General features: G+C 62.8%; 16 protein-coding genes. 4 read left to right on the top strand and 12 right to left on the bottom strand.

Annotated elements, in window-relative coordinates; genetic code table 11:
• Positions 1-6: 6 nt before the first annotated feature.
• From QMY55_RS09580 to QMY55_RS09565, 4 genes are all read right to left on the bottom strand, one after another.
• Complete coding sequence (locus tag QMY55_RS09580; RefSeq protein ID WP_283488378.1) at positions 7-1,536, bottom strand: DUF4178 domain-containing protein; 1,530 nt, start codon at positions 1,534-1,536, stop codon at positions 7-9.
• Positions 1,537-1,679: 143 nt separating this feature from the next.
• The gene (plsY, locus tag QMY55_RS09575) at positions 1,680-2,366 is read right to left on the bottom strand and encodes a glycerol-3-phosphate 1-O-acyltransferase PlsY (protein WP_283488377.1); all 687 of its coding nucleotides are present in this window, start codon (positions 2,364-2,366) and stop codon (positions 1,680-1,682) included.
• A 66-nt stretch (positions 2,367-2,432) separates the two neighbouring features.
• A complete protein-coding gene (gene ybaK / locus QMY55_RS09570; RefSeq protein WP_283488376.1) occupies positions 2,433-2,933 on the bottom strand; it encodes a Cys-tRNA(Pro) deacylase in 501 nt (166 codons plus the stop codon).
• Positions 2,934-3,090: 157 nt separating this feature from the next.
• Positions 3,091-4,185: an aldo/keto reductase gene (locus QMY55_RS09565; protein WP_407650660.1), complete on the bottom strand. Its 1,095-nt coding sequence runs from the start codon at positions 4,183-4,185 to the stop codon at positions 3,091-3,093.
• A 138-nt stretch (positions 4,186-4,323) separates the two neighbouring features.
• Here QMY55_RS09565 and QMY55_RS09560 point away from each other — a divergent pair, with 138 nt between their 5' ends.
• Together QMY55_RS09560 and QMY55_RS09555 are read left to right on the top strand one after the other, a co-directional pair.
• Positions 4,324-5,283 carry an alpha/beta fold hydrolase gene (locus tag QMY55_RS09560; RefSeq protein ID WP_283488375.1) on the top strand — a complete coding sequence of 320 codons (960 nt, stop codon included), beginning with the start codon at positions 4,324-4,326 and terminating at the stop codon, positions 5,281-5,283.
• A gap of 20 nt (positions 5,284-5,303) precedes the next feature.
• Positions 5,304-5,759 carry an NTF2 fold immunity protein gene (locus tag QMY55_RS09555; protein WP_283488374.1) on the top strand — a complete coding sequence of 152 codons (456 nt, stop codon included), beginning with the start codon at positions 5,304-5,306 and terminating at the stop codon, positions 5,757-5,759.
• A 12-nt stretch (positions 5,760-5,771) separates the two neighbouring features.
• Here QMY55_RS09555 and QMY55_RS09550 read toward each other — a convergent pair whose 3' ends face one another.
• Entirely contained in the window at positions 5,772-8,333 is a 2,562-nt protein-coding gene (locus tag QMY55_RS09550) for a penicillin acylase family protein (protein ID WP_407650658.1), read from the bottom strand.
• Positions 8,334-8,459: 126 nt separating this feature from the next.
• On the opposite strand from QMY55_RS09550, the gene QMY55_RS09545 reads away from it, so the two are divergent.
• Positions 8,460-8,852: a hypothetical protein gene (locus QMY55_RS09545; RefSeq protein WP_283488372.1), complete on the top strand. Its 393-nt coding sequence runs from the start codon at positions 8,460-8,462 to the stop codon at positions 8,850-8,852.
• 31 nt (positions 8,853-8,883) lie between these two features.
• Here the strand turns inward: QMY55_RS09545 and QMY55_RS09540 are convergent, their stop codons facing one another.
• Positions 8,884-9,048, bottom strand: a complete 165-nt coding sequence (locus tag QMY55_RS09540; protein ID WP_283488371.1) for a hypothetical protein — start codon at positions 9,046-9,048, stop codon at positions 8,884-8,886.
• A gap of 328 nt (positions 9,049-9,376) precedes the next feature.
• Here QMY55_RS09540 and fusA point away from each other — a divergent pair, with 328 nt between their 5' ends.
• Positions 9,377-11,494: an elongation factor G gene (fusA, locus tag QMY55_RS09535; protein ID WP_283488370.1), complete on the top strand. Its 2,118-nt coding sequence runs from the start codon at positions 9,377-9,379 to the stop codon at positions 11,492-11,494.
• Positions 11,495-11,557: 63 nt separating this feature from the next.
• Here the strand turns inward: fusA and QMY55_RS09530 are convergent, their stop codons facing one another.
• The 6 genes from QMY55_RS09530 to QMY55_RS09505 form a co-directional block, all read right to left on the bottom strand.
• A complete protein-coding gene (locus tag QMY55_RS09530; RefSeq protein ID WP_283488369.1) occupies positions 11,558-11,923 on the bottom strand; it encodes a SpoIIAA family protein in 366 nt (121 codons plus the stop codon).
• A 98-nt stretch (positions 11,924-12,021) separates the two neighbouring features.
• On the bottom strand, positions 12,022-13,818 hold the full coding sequence (locus tag QMY55_RS09525) for a hypothetical protein (RefSeq protein ID WP_283488368.1): 1,797 nt from the start codon (positions 13,816-13,818) through the stop codon (positions 12,022-12,024).
• On the bottom strand, positions 13,815-14,258 hold the full coding sequence (locus QMY55_RS09520; protein ID WP_283488367.1) for a hypothetical protein: 444 nt from the start codon (positions 14,256-14,258) through the stop codon (positions 13,815-13,817). The genes QMY55_RS09525 and QMY55_RS09520 overlap by 4 nt, the downstream gene beginning before the upstream one ends.
• 75 nt (positions 14,259-14,333) lie before the next feature.
• Complete coding sequence (locus QMY55_RS09515; protein ID WP_283488914.1) at positions 14,334-15,332, bottom strand: LD-carboxypeptidase; 999 nt, start codon at positions 15,330-15,332, stop codon at positions 14,334-14,336.
• 304 nt (positions 15,333-15,636) lie between these two features.
• A complete protein-coding gene (gene tadA / locus QMY55_RS09510; RefSeq protein ID WP_283488366.1) occupies positions 15,637-17,037 on the bottom strand; it encodes a tRNA adenosine(34) deaminase TadA in 1,401 nt (466 codons plus the stop codon).
• 63 nt (positions 17,038-17,100) lie between these two features.
• Entirely contained in the window at positions 17,101-18,312 is a 1,212-nt protein-coding gene (locus tag QMY55_RS09505; protein ID WP_283488365.1) for a branched-chain amino acid ABC transporter substrate-binding protein, read from the bottom strand.
• Positions 18,313-18,351: the final 39 nt, after the last annotated feature.

Below are 18,351 nucleotides of genomic sequence, written 5' to 3'. Positions count from 1 at the left end.
GGGTCGTTATTTGTGGCTTCCGCCAGAGGTATAGCCGCCGTAGGAGCCGCTGCTGGAGCGGCTATAGCTGCAATCGGGGTCCGTGCGGGGATCGCAGCTGGGACTGAATATGCAGGCCTTCAGCAGCGGCAGGATGAACAGCAATACGAACAGCAGTAACAGGATCGTGCCCCAGCTGAAGCCGCTGCCGGACAGCGGGCTGACCTGCGAGCGGTCCTTGAGCTTGTCCACCCCGAAAGCCCTGGCCACCGTGTCTGCCGACACGCGTTGGCCATGGGTCCAGGTACTCTCGTTGTTGGCAGTCTCCAGCGCCAGCGTGGACTGCTTGCCGCCATTGGCATAGTCCACATTACTGGACTTCTGCCCCTTGAACACCGGCCAGTAAAACTCGCCTTCGGCGTACTGGGTCTCGGCCAGATAGGCATAGTCGCGCTGGTACTTGCGCTGCAGATAGGTGGCTGTCGTGCCGCTTTTGTTGAGCTTGGGTGCGCCATTGATGACGCGTCCCGTGCTCCAGCCATCCTCGGAATCCACGACAAAGGAAAAGCCGGCCTTCTGGTTGTAGAGCAGGTATTCATCCCAGTCGAAGCTGTCGTCCTCATCCTCGCCCAGGCCGCGGCCGGTGCGCCTTTGAAAGCCGACCACCTGCCACTTCAGGCCATCCAGCGTTCCTTCTCTGCCCAATGGAATGGCGGGTTTGATCTTTTTGCGCTGCTCTGCATAACTGAGCTCGCCCCCCATGCCCTTGGACATATCGACCAGACTGCCGCAGCTGGGACAGCTCATGGCCTTGGTACTGTCAAAGCGCACAGGCACCACGGCACCGCATTTGGGGCAGTTGAAGTGGCGGCCTTCCTCCTTCTTGGTCGTGGCTGCATCGCGCAGCCCCTGCATCTGCAGGCCTTCCAGCTGCACGGGCACACCCAGTGTGAAGCCAGGCTGCTTGCCGCTGAAGTCTACCGACAGGATCTGGTCCTTGTCGTTGCGCAACTCCACCAGCTTGAAGCTCTTGCCCAGCGCAGGCAGTTGTGCCAGCTCGCCCTGAGCCGCCAGCAGTTGCGCGTCCTGAATGCTGGTGACGGTGAAAGAGTCCGAGCCTGCGGCAATCTCCCTGCCCATGCGCCACTGCTGGGGCGAGAACCCCTTGACATCCCATCCTGGCGGCGTCCAGGGCAGCGCAAAGACAAAGCTGCCGTTGTCCTCGCTCAGATAGGCCAGATCACCGTTGCTGAGCGTGGCCATCCACTCCGACCAGTTGCCGGCGCCGCTCTTGTACTGGGCGCGTCCGACCAGGGTGAAAGGCTCGGGCTTGCCGTTGCGCTTGAACATGCCTGAGGCACCGATACGCAGCGGGCTATAGTCCTCGAACACCTCGGCCATGGAGCCGATGCGCTTGAGCACTTCGCCATCGCGCACCACGGTGCTGCGGCAAAACTCGCAGACGGCAAAGCTGGCCTGCGCGCTGCTGAAATGAACCGGCGCGCCGCAACCAGGGCAAGGAGCGCTGTAGTCACGCTGCGATGGGCTGGGGGCCATACTGAATGAATGCTATTTGATTGAGAGCTTGAAGTGCCCTTGGGATCTGGGCTGAAGCGTGAAAATATGAGCAACACTGCCTGCAAAGGCGGCTGCCGGACCGGGCCGAGTATTACATGCGCCCCGGCCCTGACAAAGAACACTCAGCGACGCTTACCCTTGTTTGCATTCCGGGGCGCTGCCGCTTCGGGCTTGCCCGCATCGGCTTTTTTCTGGCCCAGCTTGGACTCCTTGCCCGCGATCAGGCGCTGGATGTTCTCGCGGTGGCGCCAGATCAGCAGCATGGCCATGACCACGATGGCGGCGGTGATCGGTGTCTCGGCATTCCAGACAATGCCGTTGCACAGCACGTAATACACGGGAGCAAAGATCGAAGCCACCAGGGCTGCCAGCGAGGAATAGCGGAAGAACACGGCAATGATGAGCCAGGTCAGCGCCGTGGCCAGCCCCAACCAGCCGCTGATGCCCAGCAGCACGCCCAGGGCCGTGGCCACGCCCTTGCCGCCCTTGAAATTGAAGAACACCGGATACAGGTGGCCGAGAAATGCCGCCAGCGCCACCAGTGCCACGGTGCTGTCGCCAAGGCCGAAACGCTCGCCAAACACCTTGACCAGCAGCACGGGCACCAGTCCCTTGAGCGCGTCCAGCAGCAGGGTGACGGCCGCGGCCGCCTTGCTGCCCGAGCGCAGCACATTGGTGGCTCCCGGGTTGCCGCTGCCATAGGTGCGCGGATCGTTGAGCCCCATGACCCGGCTGACGATGACGGCAAAGGACAGAGATCCGATCAGATAGGCCGCAACCACGGCGATCAGGGGATAGAGGGCGTTCAATTGTGAAATCCTTGCCAGATTCTGGCCGGTGTATTGATAGGCACAGCCGCAGCGCTGCGATAGCGCTTATTCTGCCAGCGCACAATGCACGGGCTGGGCATTGAGCAGATCGGTACAAACCTTGGGAGCCAGCTGCACCAGATAGCCGCGCCGCCCGCCATTGATGGCAATGCGCGGCAGCTCCAGAATCGTTTCCTCGATATAGACAGGCATGTCGCGCTTGGTACCGAAGGGCGAGGTGCCACCCACCAGATAGCCGCTGTGGCGGTTGGCCACTTCGGGCTTGCAGGGCTCCACACTCTTGGCGCCGATCTGGCGCGCCAGGTTCTTGGTCGATACCTTGCAGTCGCCATGCATCAGCACGATCAGCGGCCTGGCATCCTGGTCCTGCATGACCAGCGTCTTGACGACTGCATGCTCATCCAGTCCCAGCTGGCGGGCCGATTCCTCGGTACCGCCATGCTCCACATATTCGTAAGGGTGCTCGGTGAACTCCACCTTGTGGGCCTTGAGCATCTGCGTGGCCGGTGTCTCGCTCACATGGGCGTTTTTGTCTTTTTTTGCCATATTCAATAGGACTTGCGCAAACGGGAATGTATCAAGGACTGCCGCCTTGAGGCCAATCCCTTGACCGAACCCGATGCGCAAGTCATTTTCAATATTGATAGCTGCTTGCGCTGGTCATATATGGGCCGGCAGCTATTTTCCCTCAATATTTCTGCTCTCACACCGCAGGGTCACGCATTTCCCAGCGGATCTTGTCGATCTCGGCCAGCAGCTCGGGGGGCAGTTGCGTGCCCCAGGCATTGAGGTCCTCGTCCAGCTGTGCCACGGAGGTCACACCGATGATGGTGCTGGCCACCTGCCACTTGGTATAGCAAAAAGCCAAGGCCATCTGCACCGGTGTCAGACCATGCTCGCGCGCCAGCGCGTTGTAGCGGCGAGCCGCCGCCAGTGCATCGGGGCGGCCCCAGCGTTGCCTTTGCACGGACTCGTATCTGGCAATGCGTGCCTGCCTGGGCGCGCCTTCCTCGGTGGGTGCGAACTGGTCGAACTTGCCCGTCAACAGACCAAAAGCCAGGGGCGAATAGGCCAGCAGAGACACGCCCAGGCGGTCGCAGGTCTCGTCAAGCGCGTTCTCATAGCTGCGGTTGACCAGGCAGTACGGATTCTGCGTGCTCACCGCGCGCGGCAGGCCATGCTGCTCGGCCAGCCGCACAAATTCATGCACGCCATAGGGCGTTTCGTTGGACAAGCCTATGTGGCGAATCTTTCCCTGCTGGACCAGAGCGGCCAGCGCCTGCAACTGCTCGTGGATAGGCGTGGCCGTGTGCTCCTTCTCCGGGTCATAGTACATGGCGCCAAACGCAGGTACATGACGCTCGGGCCAGTGGATCTGATAGAGGTCGATCACCTCGGTCTGCAATCGCTTGAGGCTGGCATCGCAGGAGTTGACGATGTCCTGAGCCGTCATGCCCGAGCCATTGCGAATCCAGGGCATGCCGCGCGCCGGGCCAGCCACCTTGCTGGCCAGCGTGATCTGCTCGCGCATGCCGGGGCGGGCCTTGAGCCAGCGGCCGATGATGGCCTCTGTCGCGCCACAAGTGGCCTCGCGTGCGGGCACGGCATACATCTCTGCCGTATCGAAGAAGTCCACCCCGCGCTCCACGGCCCGGTCCATGATGCGATGGGCTTCGGCCTCATCCACCTGCTCGCCGAAAGTCATGGTGCCCAGACAGATGGGGCTGACGCGAAGATCGCTTTGCCCCAGGGCGACGCGGGGCAGGGAAAGACGGGAATCAGAAGCAGCAAAAGTCATGCGCCCGAGTTTATGTCCTGCCCCCGCAAGACCACGAGCCACACGCGGTGTTTTCAGCTGGCGCGGCTGTCACCCTCTGTCTCGTGCACGACCGCACCAGCCAGTGCAGCCGCAATAATGAAGGACCATGGAGACAAGATGAACGACACAAGCCCGCCCTCCCACGACTTGAGCTACCAACCCCGCCGCCTCTGGCAATCGCAGATGTTGCCCGTGCGCAATATGCAGTACCACCTGCGCAGCTGGGAGCCCGAGCAACCCAACCGCGATCTGCCGTTGCTGGTACTGGCCCACGGCTGGATGGATGTGGCTGCATCCTGGCAGTTTGTGGTGGACGCGTTCAGTGACGCCTTCACCCAGGGCCGCCGCATCGTGGCCCATGACTGGCGCGGCTTTGGCCTCAGCCGCCCGCAGGTGGCTTGCGACAGCTATTACTTCACCGACTATCTGGCCGACCTGGACATGCTGCTGGAGCAGCTCTCGCCCGACGCGCCCGTAGATCTGGTCGGCCACAGCATGGGCGGCAATATTTCCTGCTCGTATGCGGGCGCGCGAGCCGAGCGCATTCGCCGTTTTGTCAATCTCGAAGGCTTCGGCATGCCCGAAACCCGGGCCAGCCAGGCACCCAGTCGGCTCGCACAGTGGATGGACGAGCTGCGCGCGCAGCGCGGCGGCAGCATGGGCCTGTCCCCCTACGACAGCGTGGAGGCCGTGGCCGCCCGGCTGCAAAAGACCAACCGACGCCTGCCCCGCGACAAGGCGCTGTGGCTGGCCCATCACTGGGCCGCACCCGATCAACAGGGCCTCTGGCATATCCTGGGCGACGCCTCTCACAAGGTGACCAACCCCTATCTCTACCGCGCCGACGAGGCCCTGGCCTGCCTGGCCGCCATCACTGCACCGACACTGTCCGTCGAAGCCTCGGATGACAGCCTGGGCCAGTGGTACAAGGGCCGCTACACGCTGGAGCAGTACCACGACCGGCTCAAGCATATCCCGCAGTGCGAAACCGCCGTGGTGCAGGATGCAGGCCATATGCTGCACCACGACCAGCCCGAAGCCGTGGCCAGCCTGATCGAGGACTTCTGTGCGCGCTGAAGCACTGAAGCGACACGGGCATGACTGAGTTCGAGATATCCCGCTATCTGGCCTCCAGCCTTGCAGACGAGCAGCGCGGCCCCGAAGACACGGTTCTGGAATATATCCGCGCCTATCAAAAATGGGCGCGCGACTGCGAGGCCTGGGCCAAAGCCCATCCCGGCCAGATCGAGAAGCTTCAGCGCGGAGCAGCGCGTGAGACCCTGAGCCTGATTCAGAAAAAATACTGCAGCGCCAAGAATCGCCAGTTTCAACGTGCCAGCACCGGGTACTTTTTCTATGGTGGCACCTTCCAGGCCAGCCCGGTGGTCGAATCCTGCGAAGAGCAAGGCCATCGTTTGTGTAGCGTCACCACCCGCAAGGCGGGCCACTCTCCCTCGTTTCGCTTCCGGCTTGAGCGCCATGGCAAAGCATGGCTGATTGCCTCCATCGAGCGAAAAGACGGCACCGGCCGCTGGGTGCCCGATACACTGTAGCCCTTACCTCATCTAGCGCCCAGGCTGCAGCTGCAGCACATGCACCCAGCGGTCCGGCTGCATCTGCAGCGGCCTGTAGCGACCGCTGGCCCACTCATCGCGCATATCGGCATAGCGGCCCGACAAGGCCAGCCCGCTTTGCCCCGTCTGATAGATGAAGCGCGACGACTCCAGGTCGCCCAGGTCATAGATGGCGCGCAGCGACGGTGCATGGCGGTTCACAAAGCGCCCGGCCAACGGCCCGCGCGCATCGGCGGGCAAGGGGTTGGGGTTGTACTGGCCGACGTTGACCGTATAGCTGTCACCGCTGGACGCCACGCTGACATTGAAAACGGGAGCCAGCGCCGCCACGCCAGCAAACGGCCTGTGGGCACTGAGGGCCGGATGGGCATCGCCCCAGCGCCAGCGCTGCGGGTCCGGGCCATAGGCTGCCTGCAGCTTGTCAAGCGTGCGCGTCAGCGCATCGCCCACCTGCTGCGCACAGCTTTTGGGCGCGCACCACCAGACATCGTTGCGCGCCAGAATGCCTTCCAGCCCGGCGCGAAAGTCGCGCTTGCCGTAGGCCATGGCAAAGCGCTGCTCGCCAATGCGGGGAATGACAATGCCGCGCGTCAGCTCATCGACCCAAACGGAAAAAATCAGCGGCTCGGGCCGGCTCTTGTCCATGTGTCCGTCAAAGCGGGCCATCAGTTGCAGCACCTGCGCGGCCAGCACATGGACATGGCCGGACTGTGCCTTGCGCAGCGCTGGCAGCAAGGCCTGCGTGGCAAGCGACTGCACATCATTCTGAATGGCTGCCATGCTGGCCGCGTCATGCCGGTCACTGGCCGACAGCAGTTGCTCTATGCGCTGGTGGCGGTAAGGCAGGCTCCAGTCCTGGGTCAGGAAATGCGCGTAGCCAGGCGCCGTCACGCGCTGGTTGGCGGTGACGACGAAGCCGCGTGCACTACCGTCGTCCTGCGGTGTCTGCTCATAGTCCAGCCAGCCCTGCCAGTCATAGCGTGCATCCCAGCCCGGCGCGGGGGCCACGCCCCGCAGATCGTTGTCAGCCGCACGCAGCGGCACCTTGCCCGCCGCCTTGAAGCCGATATGCCCCTGCACATCGGCCGCCACAATGCTCTGCATGGGCGAGTGGTAGATGGAGAAGGCCTCCAGCAACTGCTGCACGGTATGCGCACCATTGGCCCTGAGGCCGGCTTCCACCGTACGGTTATCGGTGTCCAGCGCCGCCCAGCGCAGGGCCAGCGCATAGCGTGCGGTGTCCAGCACCTTGCCGTACTGGGCCTGGGCGTCGCTGAGCACCGGCCCGTGGCGCGTGCTACGCAGCGTGACTTTCACATCGGCCTGGCCCTTGACCTTGAAGACTTCCTCCCGGGTACCAAATTTTTCCCAGCCCGTGGGCGTACGGTACTGGCTGCTGTCCGCGGGGTTGATCTGCTCCAGATACAAGTCCTGCACATCGGGATTGGTATTGGTAAAGCCCCAGGCCACCTCGGCCGTGCGCCCCAGTACCACAAACGGCATACCGGGCAAGGTTGCCCCTGTTACGTTGAGCGCGGGCAGGCTGCTGCCGTCAGAGGCCCTGCCCTCGGGCGACTGCAGGTGGGCAAAGTACCAGATGGCCGGTGCGCTCAGACCCAGATGCGGATCATTGGCCAGCAAGGGCTTGCCGCTCCTGGTCCTGCTGCCTGACACCACCCAGTTGTTGCTGCCCAGACCGTCATTCGTTCCCATGTCCCGCACAGCGGCGGCGGCCCATTGCTGCAGGGCCGACTGCATCTGCGCTGCGGGCCGCTGGCCTGGGGACTGCTCTTTTTCATCGCGATAGACGCCCAGTTGCCTGTACAAGCCGGCCAGATCGACGGAGCTGGCTGGCTGCTCGCCCGGGTAGGCCGGCATCAGCTGCCAGAGCTGCTCGGTATTCAGCACCTGCAGCAGGTTGAGGCGAGCAAACTCGTTACCCCAGTTGCCGCCCAGGTCCAGCGCCATCATCAGCGCCCAGCCCACTGTGTCCTCGGGCTCCCAGGCCGAGCCATGGGCCAGACCGGCTTGCGTGCCCAGCAGCACGAACTCGGGCGCCCGGGCCTGTGAGGGCCTTGCATAGAAAGCCGCGATACCCTGGCTATAAGCCTGCAGCGCCTGCTGCACGGCCGCCGGCATGGCCTGGTATTGGCGATGGGCTGCGCCGTGGATGTCCAGCGCACGCATGAGCTTGTCCAGCTCCAGCGTGGACGGCCCCAGAATCTCGGATAGCCTCCCCTGCATCAGGCGGCGGTTGAATTCAAGCTGCCAGCCGCGCTCCTGGGCATGCACAAAGCCCAGCGACCGCCAGGCGTCCTGGGGCGAGGCGGCCTGAATATGCGTGACATCGGCCGCATCGCGCCGCACCTGAACATTGCCCATCAATCCCGGCAGCACCAGCTTGCCATCCATGCGCGGCTGAGCCCGCACACCATAGACGGCCAAGGTCGCCCCGGCCAGCAAAGCCATTCCGGTCACCGCTGCCGCCAGATGAAGTCCTCGCTTGAACCACGGACTGGTCGACGGTTTTGCCACTGAGTTGCTTTCCCCCATATCTCCCCTTTCGCCTCTTCTTGCCTCTTTTGTTCGTTTCGGTGCGCAACATCCACATGCTGGCGGTGCCCAGCCATGGGCGACAATACCTGTTTGGGCCCTGGCCCGGTGTTAGGAATTCAACGCATGTGGCCCTTTAGTCTGCTCAAGAAACTCAGCCAGGATCCTGCCGTGGGGCAGACCCGGGGCGACTACATAGGCTGCTATCTGCTGGGCACGCACACCAGCGGGCGCGATGACGACATCAGCTATATCTCGCTGGCGACCACGCGCGAGCAGCTACATCAGGATGCGCGCCAGTATCTGCAGGAATTCCTGCAGCAGCACCCAGAACTGGCCGCTGCCGAGCGTCTTGCCGTACAGGACTTGCTGGAAAACTGGAACGTACGTGCCGACGCCCATCTGGCTTTGGCGGACGGCAAGCCCAGCCAGCCCCTGGCCGTTCAAGGCGGCAGCGAATTGTTCCTGCGCACCGGCATGCGGGCACGCAAAAAAGAAAAAGGCGTTTACCTGGAATAGCTGCAGAGTCTGCCGCCACAGGCCCGGCCCGCTACTGCGTGAAATTCATATCGAAGCCGGTTTCGGTCAGGCGCACCTCCCCCTCCTCGGTTGTCTGCAGCCACCCCTTGCCGACGGCCCATTCCAGGGCCAGTTGACGATCACTGTCGTCTATGCCATGCCTTTGCAGATCGGCTGCAAACGCCGTCTCGCTCATTCCCTCCCCTGCGCACGCAGGCTTTGCTCCACGACCAGGATGTAAACCATTTTGTGGGCGATGACCTGAATGTTTTGCTCAGTCATGTTCACGAGTCCTTTGCGAATATGGCGTCTCGACAGGAGATAAAGGCAGGCACCAGAGAGTAGCAAAGGCCCGTTTCCCTGTATGCGCGTTGCCTCTGTTTGTATGCCGCCAGCCATACCCACGCTGGCAGTGAGCTTGTACCCATCTATCTAGTATTTCCTCCGGCATTTCCCCAGCTGGCCCCTACCGTCGCCGCGGTGCGGGCTCTTCGGTTGCAGAACTGTGTTTCAGGGAGGTCATCATGGCTCGCCACACCCCAATAGAGCGCTATCGCAATATCGGCATTTCCGCGCATATCGATGCCGGCAAGACCACCACCACCGAGCGCATCCTGTTCTATACCGGGGTCAACCACAAGCTGGGCGAGGTCCATGACGGCGCGGCCACCATGGACTGGATGGAGCAGGAGCAGGAACGCGGCATCACAATCACCTCGGCGGCCACCACGGCCTTCTGGTCGGGCATGGAACACAACTTCCCGGCTCACCGCATCAACATCATCGACACCCCCGGCCACGTGGACTTCACCATCGAGGTCGAACGCTCCATGCGCGTGCTCGACGGCGCGGTCATGGTCTATGACTCCGTGGGCGGTGTGCAGTCCCAGTCCGAAACCGTCTGGCGCCAGGCCAACAAATACAAGGTGCCGCGCCTGGCCTTCGTCAACAAGATGGACCGTGTGGGCGCCGACTTCTTTCGTGTACGCCAGATGATGGTGGAACGCCTCAAGGCCCATCCCGTGCCCATCGTCATCCCCATAGGCAACGAGGCCGACTTTCACGGCGTGGTCGACCTCATCAAGATGAAAGCCATCTTCTGGGACGACGAGTCGCAGGGCGTGAAATTCGAGTACCGGGAAATCCCCGATACCCTGAAGGCCAGTGCTGAAGAATGGCGCCAGCAGATGGTGGAGGCCGCAGCCGAGGCCACGGAAGCGCTGACCGAAAAATACCTGAACACCGGTGACCTCAGCGCCGAGGACATCGTCACCGGTCTGCGCCTGCGCACGATTGCCACCGAAATTCAGCCCATGCTTTGTGGTTCGGCCTTCAAGAATCGGGGCGTGCAGCGCCTGCTCGATGCCATTGTCGAGCTCATGCCTTCGCCGCTCGATGTTCCTGCTATCGAAGGGCATAGCGAGGACGACAGCCGCACACTGATACGCCATGCCAGTGACGACGAAAAGTTCGCCGCCCTGGCCTTCAAGCTCATGACCGACCCCTTTGTGGGCCAGCTGACTTTTGTACGTGTGTACTCGGGCGTATTGGCCAAAGGCGACCTGGTCTACAACCCGACTCGTGGCAAAAAGGAGCGCATAGGCCGCATCGTGCAGATGCATGCCAATGCACGCCAGGAGATCGACGAAATCCGCGCTGGCGACATCGCGGCCTGCGTGGGCCTCAAGGACGTGAGCACGGGCGAGACGCTATGCGATCCGCAGGCTCCCATTGTTCTGGAGAAAATCTCCTTCCCCGAACCCGTGATTGCTCAGGCTGTAGAACCCAAGAGCAAGGCCGATCAGGAAAAAATGGGCCTGGCGCTGGCGCGCCTCGCGGCCGAAGATCCCTCCTTCAGAGTCAGCACCGACGAAGAGTCGGGCCAGACCATCATTGCCGGCATGGGCGAGCTGCACCTGGAAATCATCGTCGACCGCATGAAGCGCGAATTCAATGTGGCCGCCAATGTCGGCAAGCCCCAGGTGGCGTACCGCGAAACCATCCGCAGGGCAGTCAGCGATGTGGACGGCAAGTTCGTGCGTCAATCCGGCGGCAAGGGCCAGTACGGCCATGTGGTGCTGACCGTCGAGCCACTGGAGTCGGGCAGGGGCTTTGAATTCGTCGATGAGATCAAGGGGGGCGTGATTCCGCGCGAATTCATTCCCGCCGTGGAAAAAGGCCTGCGCGAGGCCATGAACTCCGGCGTGCTGTCCGGCTACCCCGTGGTCGATGTGCGCGTGCGGCTGACCTTTGGTTCCTATCACGAGGTGGACTCTTCGGAGCAGGCCTTCCGCATGGCCGCCATCCTCGGCTTCAAGGAAGCCTGCAAAAAGGCTGACCCGGTGATCCTGGAGCCCATCATGGCCGTCGAGGTAGAAACGCCCGAGGAATATGCGGGCACCGTGATGGGCAACCTATCCTCGCGCCGTGGCTCCGTGCAGGGCATGGACGATATTGCGGGCGGCGGCAAGACCATCAAGGCCGAGGTGCCGCTATCGGAAATGTTCGGCTACGCCACCCATCTGCGCTCCATGACCCAGGGCCGCGCCACCTACACCATGGAGTTCAAGCGCTATGCACAGGCGCCCGTACAGGCGGCGACCCATGCAAGCTCGATAGCCAGCCACAGGAAACAGGGTTAGATACCAACTTGCCTCTCTCCCGCCATTGCCTGGAGAGAGGCGCAGTCTTTCAAGCCGAAAAACTCAGGCCGAGTGCAGCCACTGCATGGCTTTTGCGTCTTCGGCAAACGGGAAATGCCGAACGTCGGCATGTGTGAAGTGCTTGCCGACAAATTCGGCCATGCCTGCCAGATGGCTGTCGGTGACCAGTGCAATCTGCTCCACCTGCTTGCGATGGTCGCGCACAAAGCCCATATGGGCACTGAAGCCGGCCCAGTTTTCCCAGCCCGGGAAATCCTTGGCCTGAACCATCACACCATGCAGCTTGGGATGCTCTTGCAGGAATTCGTCCACATCCTGGCTGACGCCGTCAAAATCCTGCTCGGTCAGGGGGCCGTGAGGCTCCAGCAGCAAGATGCCTTCGGGTTTCATGAGGGAGTAAATCAGCATATACAACTCCTGCAGTGAGACTTCACTGTACGCCTGCGTTTGATGGAATGCAGCTTTAGACAGCACCTCCATCGCAGGTTTTGCAGGTGCTCCACCCTCTACTTGCAGCCCATGGCCTGGCCCAGGCTTTGCAGTTGCTCACCCAGCGCAGCACGAAGATCGGCACGCATGGCATCGCGCGTCAGCAATTCCTCGGCATAAAGCGCTGCCCAATCCACGCCCACACCAATGACGGCTCCGGCCACAGCCCCGGCAATCGCCCCTGCCGCTGTACCTATGCCGGGAACTACCGACCCCAGGGCCGCCCCTGCCGCTGCGGCGCCCGCCTTGCCCAGGCCCTGCTTGGCCGCCGCTTTGGCCAGCACCTTGCTGGCTGCCTTCATGGATGTCTTGGTCATGGCTTTGCCGGCGACCACGGCAGCAAAGGCCCCGGCACCAGCGCCTGCGCCCACAGTGGCGACGGCGCTGGCCGTCAGTCGCTGACGGGCATCACCCAGCAAATCCAATGCTGGCAGTTGCGGCACCTGGGCGCGAACAATGCACTGGCTGGCGTTGAGTGCCAGATGGTGACGCGCCAGAGTATCTTCTATGCGTTGCTCTGCCTGATTCAAGGCCACGCCACTGGTTTCAGCCTGCTTTTGCAGCATCTGCATCCAGTGTTCCAGGCCAGGGCTGGCACTCAGGGTTTCGGTCAGCTTGTTCTGCAAGAACTGGCTGACATCGCCGGTCAGCAGACTGAAAATGCGCCCCCACTCCGCACCCAGGCTGAAATACCAGTCGAGGTAGCGCTCCACGGCAGCATCCAGTTGCTGCTCCAGTCCGGCCATGCCTTGGCACAGCGCCTGTGGGGCCTGGATCTGCCCCAAAGCCTGCAAGGCTTGCTGGCGCGTTGCATCCAGCGTGCCCAGCCGGTAGAGCTGCAAGCCTATGCGCTCGCACTCTGGCAGGCGCCGCAGTGCCAGCGGGCTTTCATGGTTTCGTGCCAATCCGTCAAGGCTGGCCGTGGTCTGCACCAGAATGCCGAGTACCAATACGCCCACTAGCGCCAGCCATGGCGAGGCATTGCGGCCAGCGCCCGGCGGTGCCGCCTGCCGCCAGATGGTTTTGTCACCTGTTCCGCCCTGCATCGAAGCACCAAGGCACAGCAGCACGCTCACGGGGCCGAACAAGGCCAGCAGCAACAGCCTGAGCGCGGGCATCTGCGGCAGATCGGCCGCTGCCGCACCGGCAAGCTGCAGCGCCAGCAGACTGTCCAGCCCCCAGCGCACCAGGCCCGAAGGTGCCGAACGGATGCGGGCAATGACTGCGTCCAGCGCCGCGGGCTCCATGGCCTCTGTCAGCTCACGCCCGAAATCCTGGCTGCGGGCCATGCCATACAGCCACAGGCCGCCCAGCACCATGACCAGCAATGCCCTGGCGGCTCGCTGACTCCATGCCCAGGCAAAGGCAGGCGTTGAAAATTCCCGCGTCAGCCGGCTTTGCAAGTACCAGGCCAGCAGCAGATACACAGGCACGGCCAACGCCAATAGCGCCCATTCCCACGCGGCCAGAAACCAGGCCTGCCAAAGCGTCATGCTGCACAGCAGCAGCGCCAGCAGCAATGCCTTGCAAGCAGGCCACCAGCCCCCGGACAGCCAGCGGCCTATCAGACCCTGAGGGGAAAACTGAAAACGCAGCACTTTTTTGCGCAGCATGAAGGCCAGCCACAGCCCCCAGGCCGGCATGACGGCCAGCAGCACAACCACCAGCAGCCAGCCCCAGGCGGGCAGCTGCGTCAATATCTGTGAAGCTCCCCACAGTGCTGTCAGCCAGACCCAGCCCAGTACCAGCCCGCGCAGCCCGGATCGCAACAGGTTCGGCGATGGTGCGGCGGGACCAGGTACTGCGACACTCATGCCTTGGAAGTGCCTTTTTTCGCTGCCTCAATACCGCGTGCCACGCGAGCGTTGTAGACCGTCAGCCGGCTCAGGCCCAGTTGCTCGGCCACCTTGGCGTCCGATGCCGTGCCCAGCAATGCAATAGCTTCGTCCGTCCAATCGAAAGCGCTGCTGGCCGCGCCCGTCACCGGGGCAATGCCCAGTTCCGTGCGCCTGGCGACCACGCTGGCCTTGCTGATGCCCAGCTGCTTTGCCACTTCGGCATCCGATGCTTTGCCCAGCAAAGCCGTGGTCTCGCTCGTCCACTGAAAGTGCCCGAAGGCCGCAATGCCCAGCGCATTGCGCTTGAGGTTCACGGTCTTGGCCGATATACCCCAGCGCTCGGCCAGCACGGCGTCTTTTTCCCGGCCCAGCTGGGCCAGCATGTCATCGGTCCATTGCAGTGCGGCCTTGCCCATGCCAGCCCATCCTTGTCAGAAATTTCAATCAAAACCGGCTGTAACGCCTACCCATCAAGCGCAGGCAGCTATCAATCAGTGAGTATGACCCCAGTAGATAAGCGCATCGCGGCCTTCGACGGATAGCGAAACCTGTGCGCCCACGGGCAGCAGCACCTTGGTAGGTACATGGCCGAATGGCAGGCCTTGGAGCACGGGGCGCTTGATCTGCATGCGCAGCCAATCGATCACGGTCTGCAGCTTGAAGCCCTTGTCATGCGTGGTCAGCTTGAACTCGGTGAACTGCCCAAAGACGATGGCTTTTTGCTTTTGCAGCACACCGGCCAGCATCAGCTGGGTCAGCATGCGTTCGATCTTGTAGGGATGCTCGCCCACGTCCTCGATGAACAGAATGCCGCCGTCGATCTGCGGAAAATAGGGCGTACCCAGCAAGGACACCAGCACGGCCAGATTGCCGCCCCATAGCGTGGCTCCGCCAGGCACGTAAAAGTCCTTGAGCTGCGGCTTGCCATTGGGTAGCTCGCCAATTTTTGGCATCTGCCAGCCCGCGCCTTCACCCTGCCCGCTGAGCAGATCCTCAAAGCAGTCGAGCATGATGTCGTCCACGGGCTCACCGGTCTTTTTGGTATCGACGCCAAAGTCGGCATTGAGCGCCGGCCCCGCCCAGGTGATGGAGCCAGTCTGCGCCAGCATGGCCAGCTGAAAGGCCGTGAAGTCGCTCAGGCCCACAAATTGGGTGCCATTGGCAATCGCCTTGGCCACGGCCTTGTACTTGATGCCCGGCAGGATGCGCGTGAGGCCGTAGCCGCCACGCGAAATCAGCGCCACATCGGCGCCGCTGGCTGCGGCGCGGTGAATGGCAGCCAGGCGCGTGGCATCGTCACCCGCAAAACGCTGGCTGCTGGCCAGCGCATCGGCATCGACCTCCACCTCATGACCCAGGGCTTCGAGCTGCCTGATACCGCGCTTGAAAGCCGCCTTGTCGCGCACTGCACCCGAGGGCGAGTAGATATAGATGTGCTTGCCGCCATGGCTGTGATCATGACCGCAGCAGCTGTCGTCCTCACTGTGCACATGGTCGTGGTGATCGTGACCGCAATGTTCGTCATGTACATGGTCTGCATGGCCATGTTCATGCGCGTGATCGTGCTGGTCGTGATTGCTTTGCTGGGTGGTGGATGCCGGGGATTTGCGCGAGCTTGCCAAAGCCTTTTCATGCAGCCGCTGGCCACATGCTCCATGAAGTAGATGAATCCGCAGATTCGGATATTCAATAGGACTTACGCAAACAAGCCGGGCCGCCGCTGCGGAGGCACCAAGACCGCATCTCTGAGGCAAAGCGCTTGCCTGAGCCTGATTTGCGCAAGTCGTGCAGCCTTCAACGGGCCGCGGACGATGGCGCAAAGTATTCCACAGCCGCCGCCGCACTGCCCTGACTTTGGGCAGGAACCAGAGAACCATGCGGGGTTTGACGCCAGACAGCATCGGCCGACGCCAGTTGCGGCAGCGCCTGCAGCCAGGCCGCCTGCCATTGGGCGGCCGGCACGGGCTGCGCTGTCTCTGGTGCCTGCAACCACAGATGGCCGTCCCGTACCCACTGCGTCAGCAGCTCAGTGGGCAGGCCCTGCAGCTCCTGCTGCACACGCGGCCAGGCCTTGAGCGCGGCGCGATGGCCGGGCTGGGCAAAAGCCGCATTCCAGGCCTGGGCCTCTTCAGGCTCCGCCAGGCCTTCCACCTGCTTCATAGCCTGAGCCACATCCCAAGAAGGCTTGCGCGCAGCCTGCTCGAACCAATGAAGACGGCTATCCGGCTGCTGCGCCAGCGGCCAGGCATCCTTGAGCCAGGCCCCCACAAAACGCTGTGGCATCTGCGCCGCGACCTGCAGGCCCAGCAGCCCGCCATCGCCCTGCCCCAGGAGCACCACCGAGCGCAGATCCAGCGCCTGTACCAGCTCGGCCAGAACCTGTCTATGCCACTGCGCGCTGTGCTGCCTGTCTTTCTTGGGTTGATCGCTGCGACCGAAGCCAGGCAAATCGGGGACGACCACGCGATGCCCGGCCGCCAGGAATCCGGGCAGCAAATGCCGGAACTGATAGCCCCAGCCGGGGCTGCCATGCACACACAACCAGGTCCGCGCCGCGTCATCGCCCGGCTTTACAGGCCCTTGATCCACCACGGCCAAGCGCAAGCCCTGCAGTGCCGGCAGATCGCTACGCCACTGCGGCTGCCAGGGCCAATAGGGCAGATCGGCAAAGGCAGCATCGTCGTTGCGCAAAGCCCAGTCCCGCAGCGGATGCGGCTCCTGGGCTTTTTTCTCCTTGCGGCGTTGCTGAAAAAATTCGGCCATCACGGCAGCACATTCATCGGCCAGCACGCTACGCAGCACCTGGGTCTGGTGGTTGATTTCGGGGTGGCCAAACACATCGAGCACCGAGCCCGCCGCCCCCGTCCTGGGCTCGGCCGCGCCGTAGACCACTTGATCCACACGCGCATGCAGCATGGCGCCGCTGCACATGGTGCAAGGCTCCAGCGTCACATACAGGGTGCAGCCTTCCAGGCGGTAATTGCCCAAAGCCTGCGCGGCCTCGCGCAGCGCCAGCACTTCGGCATGGGCCGTGGGGTCGTTGGCCGACAAAGGGCTGTTGCGGCCGCGTCCTATGACCTGACCGCCCTTGACCACCACCGCGCCCACCGGCACCTCGCCGCAGGCCGCTGCTGTACGGGCTTGTTCCAGGGCCAGGCGCATGAAGTGCTCATGCACCGATGCATCAAATTCCATAGCTGCTTACGCTTACCAGTAAATGGCTACAGGCTATTTCAATCAAAATCGGCAAACACCCAATCACTGGCCGCTGACCAGCAATTCCTTGCGTTCTCCCGAGCCGTAGCCAAACAGGGTCACGCGCGGATTCTGCAGCTCGCCCTGCGAGTCAAAGGCGATCATGCCCGTCACGCCCTGGTAATGCGCCTGACGCAGCTGGGGCAGAAAAGCCTCGGCCTTGGCCGAATCGGCACGCAGCATGGCCTGGGCCAGCACCATGGTGGCGTCATAGGCGTAGGGGCTGTAGACCTGATACTGCCCCGGGAAGCGCTGGTCGTACTTCTGCTTCCAGGCGGGGCCGCCCGGCATATCCGCCAAGGGGCTGCCGCTCATCACACAGACCACATTCTTGAGAGCAGGAGCTTTGTCTGCCATGACCGGCAAACGCTCCGAGCATTGGGCATCGCCGCCCAGGAACTTTGTCTGGTTCATGGCCAGCTGCGACATCTGACGCAGCATGGGGCCGGCCTGGGCATCCAGGCCGCCAAAGAAGATGGCATCGGGCTTGCGCCCCTTGATGGCGGTGAGAATGGGCGTGAATTGCGTGGCCTTGTCGCTGGTGTATTGCTTGTCCACGATCTGCACATCGCGCTCGGCGGCCGCGGCCTCGAACAGCTTGACTATGCCCTGGCCGTAGGCTGTGCGGTCGTCAATGATGGCCACGCGCTTGACGCCCTGATGCTTGACGGCGTAGTCGAGCAAGGCGTCAACCATGGCCTTGTCGTTGGCAATCACGCGAAAGCTGTCGTCGTAACCTGCCTCGGTAATGGCAGGGTTGGTCGCCGCAGGCGTGATGTTGGGAATGCTGCAATCGTTATAGATCTTGGCCGCGGGCAAGGTGGTGCCCGACTGCAGATGCCCCACTACGGCAGCGACCTTCTTGTCGCAAAAGCGCCGCGCCAACGCTGCCGCCTGACCGGGGTCGCCGACATCATCACCGGCTTCAAGCTTCCATTGCACGGGGCGCCCACCCAGTTGCAGCTTGCGCGCATTGAGCTCCTCAATGGCCATGCGCACGCCGTTTTCCTCGTCCTTGCCCAGTGCCGCGATGGGGCCTGAAACCGGGCCACCATGGGCGATATGCACAACCAGAGGTTTGTCCGCTTGCTGCGCCGGCACCTGTGGTTGCGCTTGCGCATTCGCCTGCACCAGACCACTGCCGACCAAGGCCAGAGTCAGGGCGAATGAGAGGCGGGCTGGGCCGCGCAGGGCTGGGCTGTCAGACATGGACATGCTGTCTCCTTGCTGGGGTGGGAAGCTGGTGAGTGGAGC

Source organism: Comamonas resistens (genome assembly GCF_030064165.1).
In the GTDB taxonomy this organism is placed as follows: Bacteria; Pseudomonadota; Gammaproteobacteria; order Burkholderiales; family Burkholderiaceae_C; genus Comamonas; species Comamonas resistens.
The sequence above is the reverse complement of the archived record's forward strand: the minus strand, read 5'-3'. Positions and strand labels throughout refer to the sequence as shown.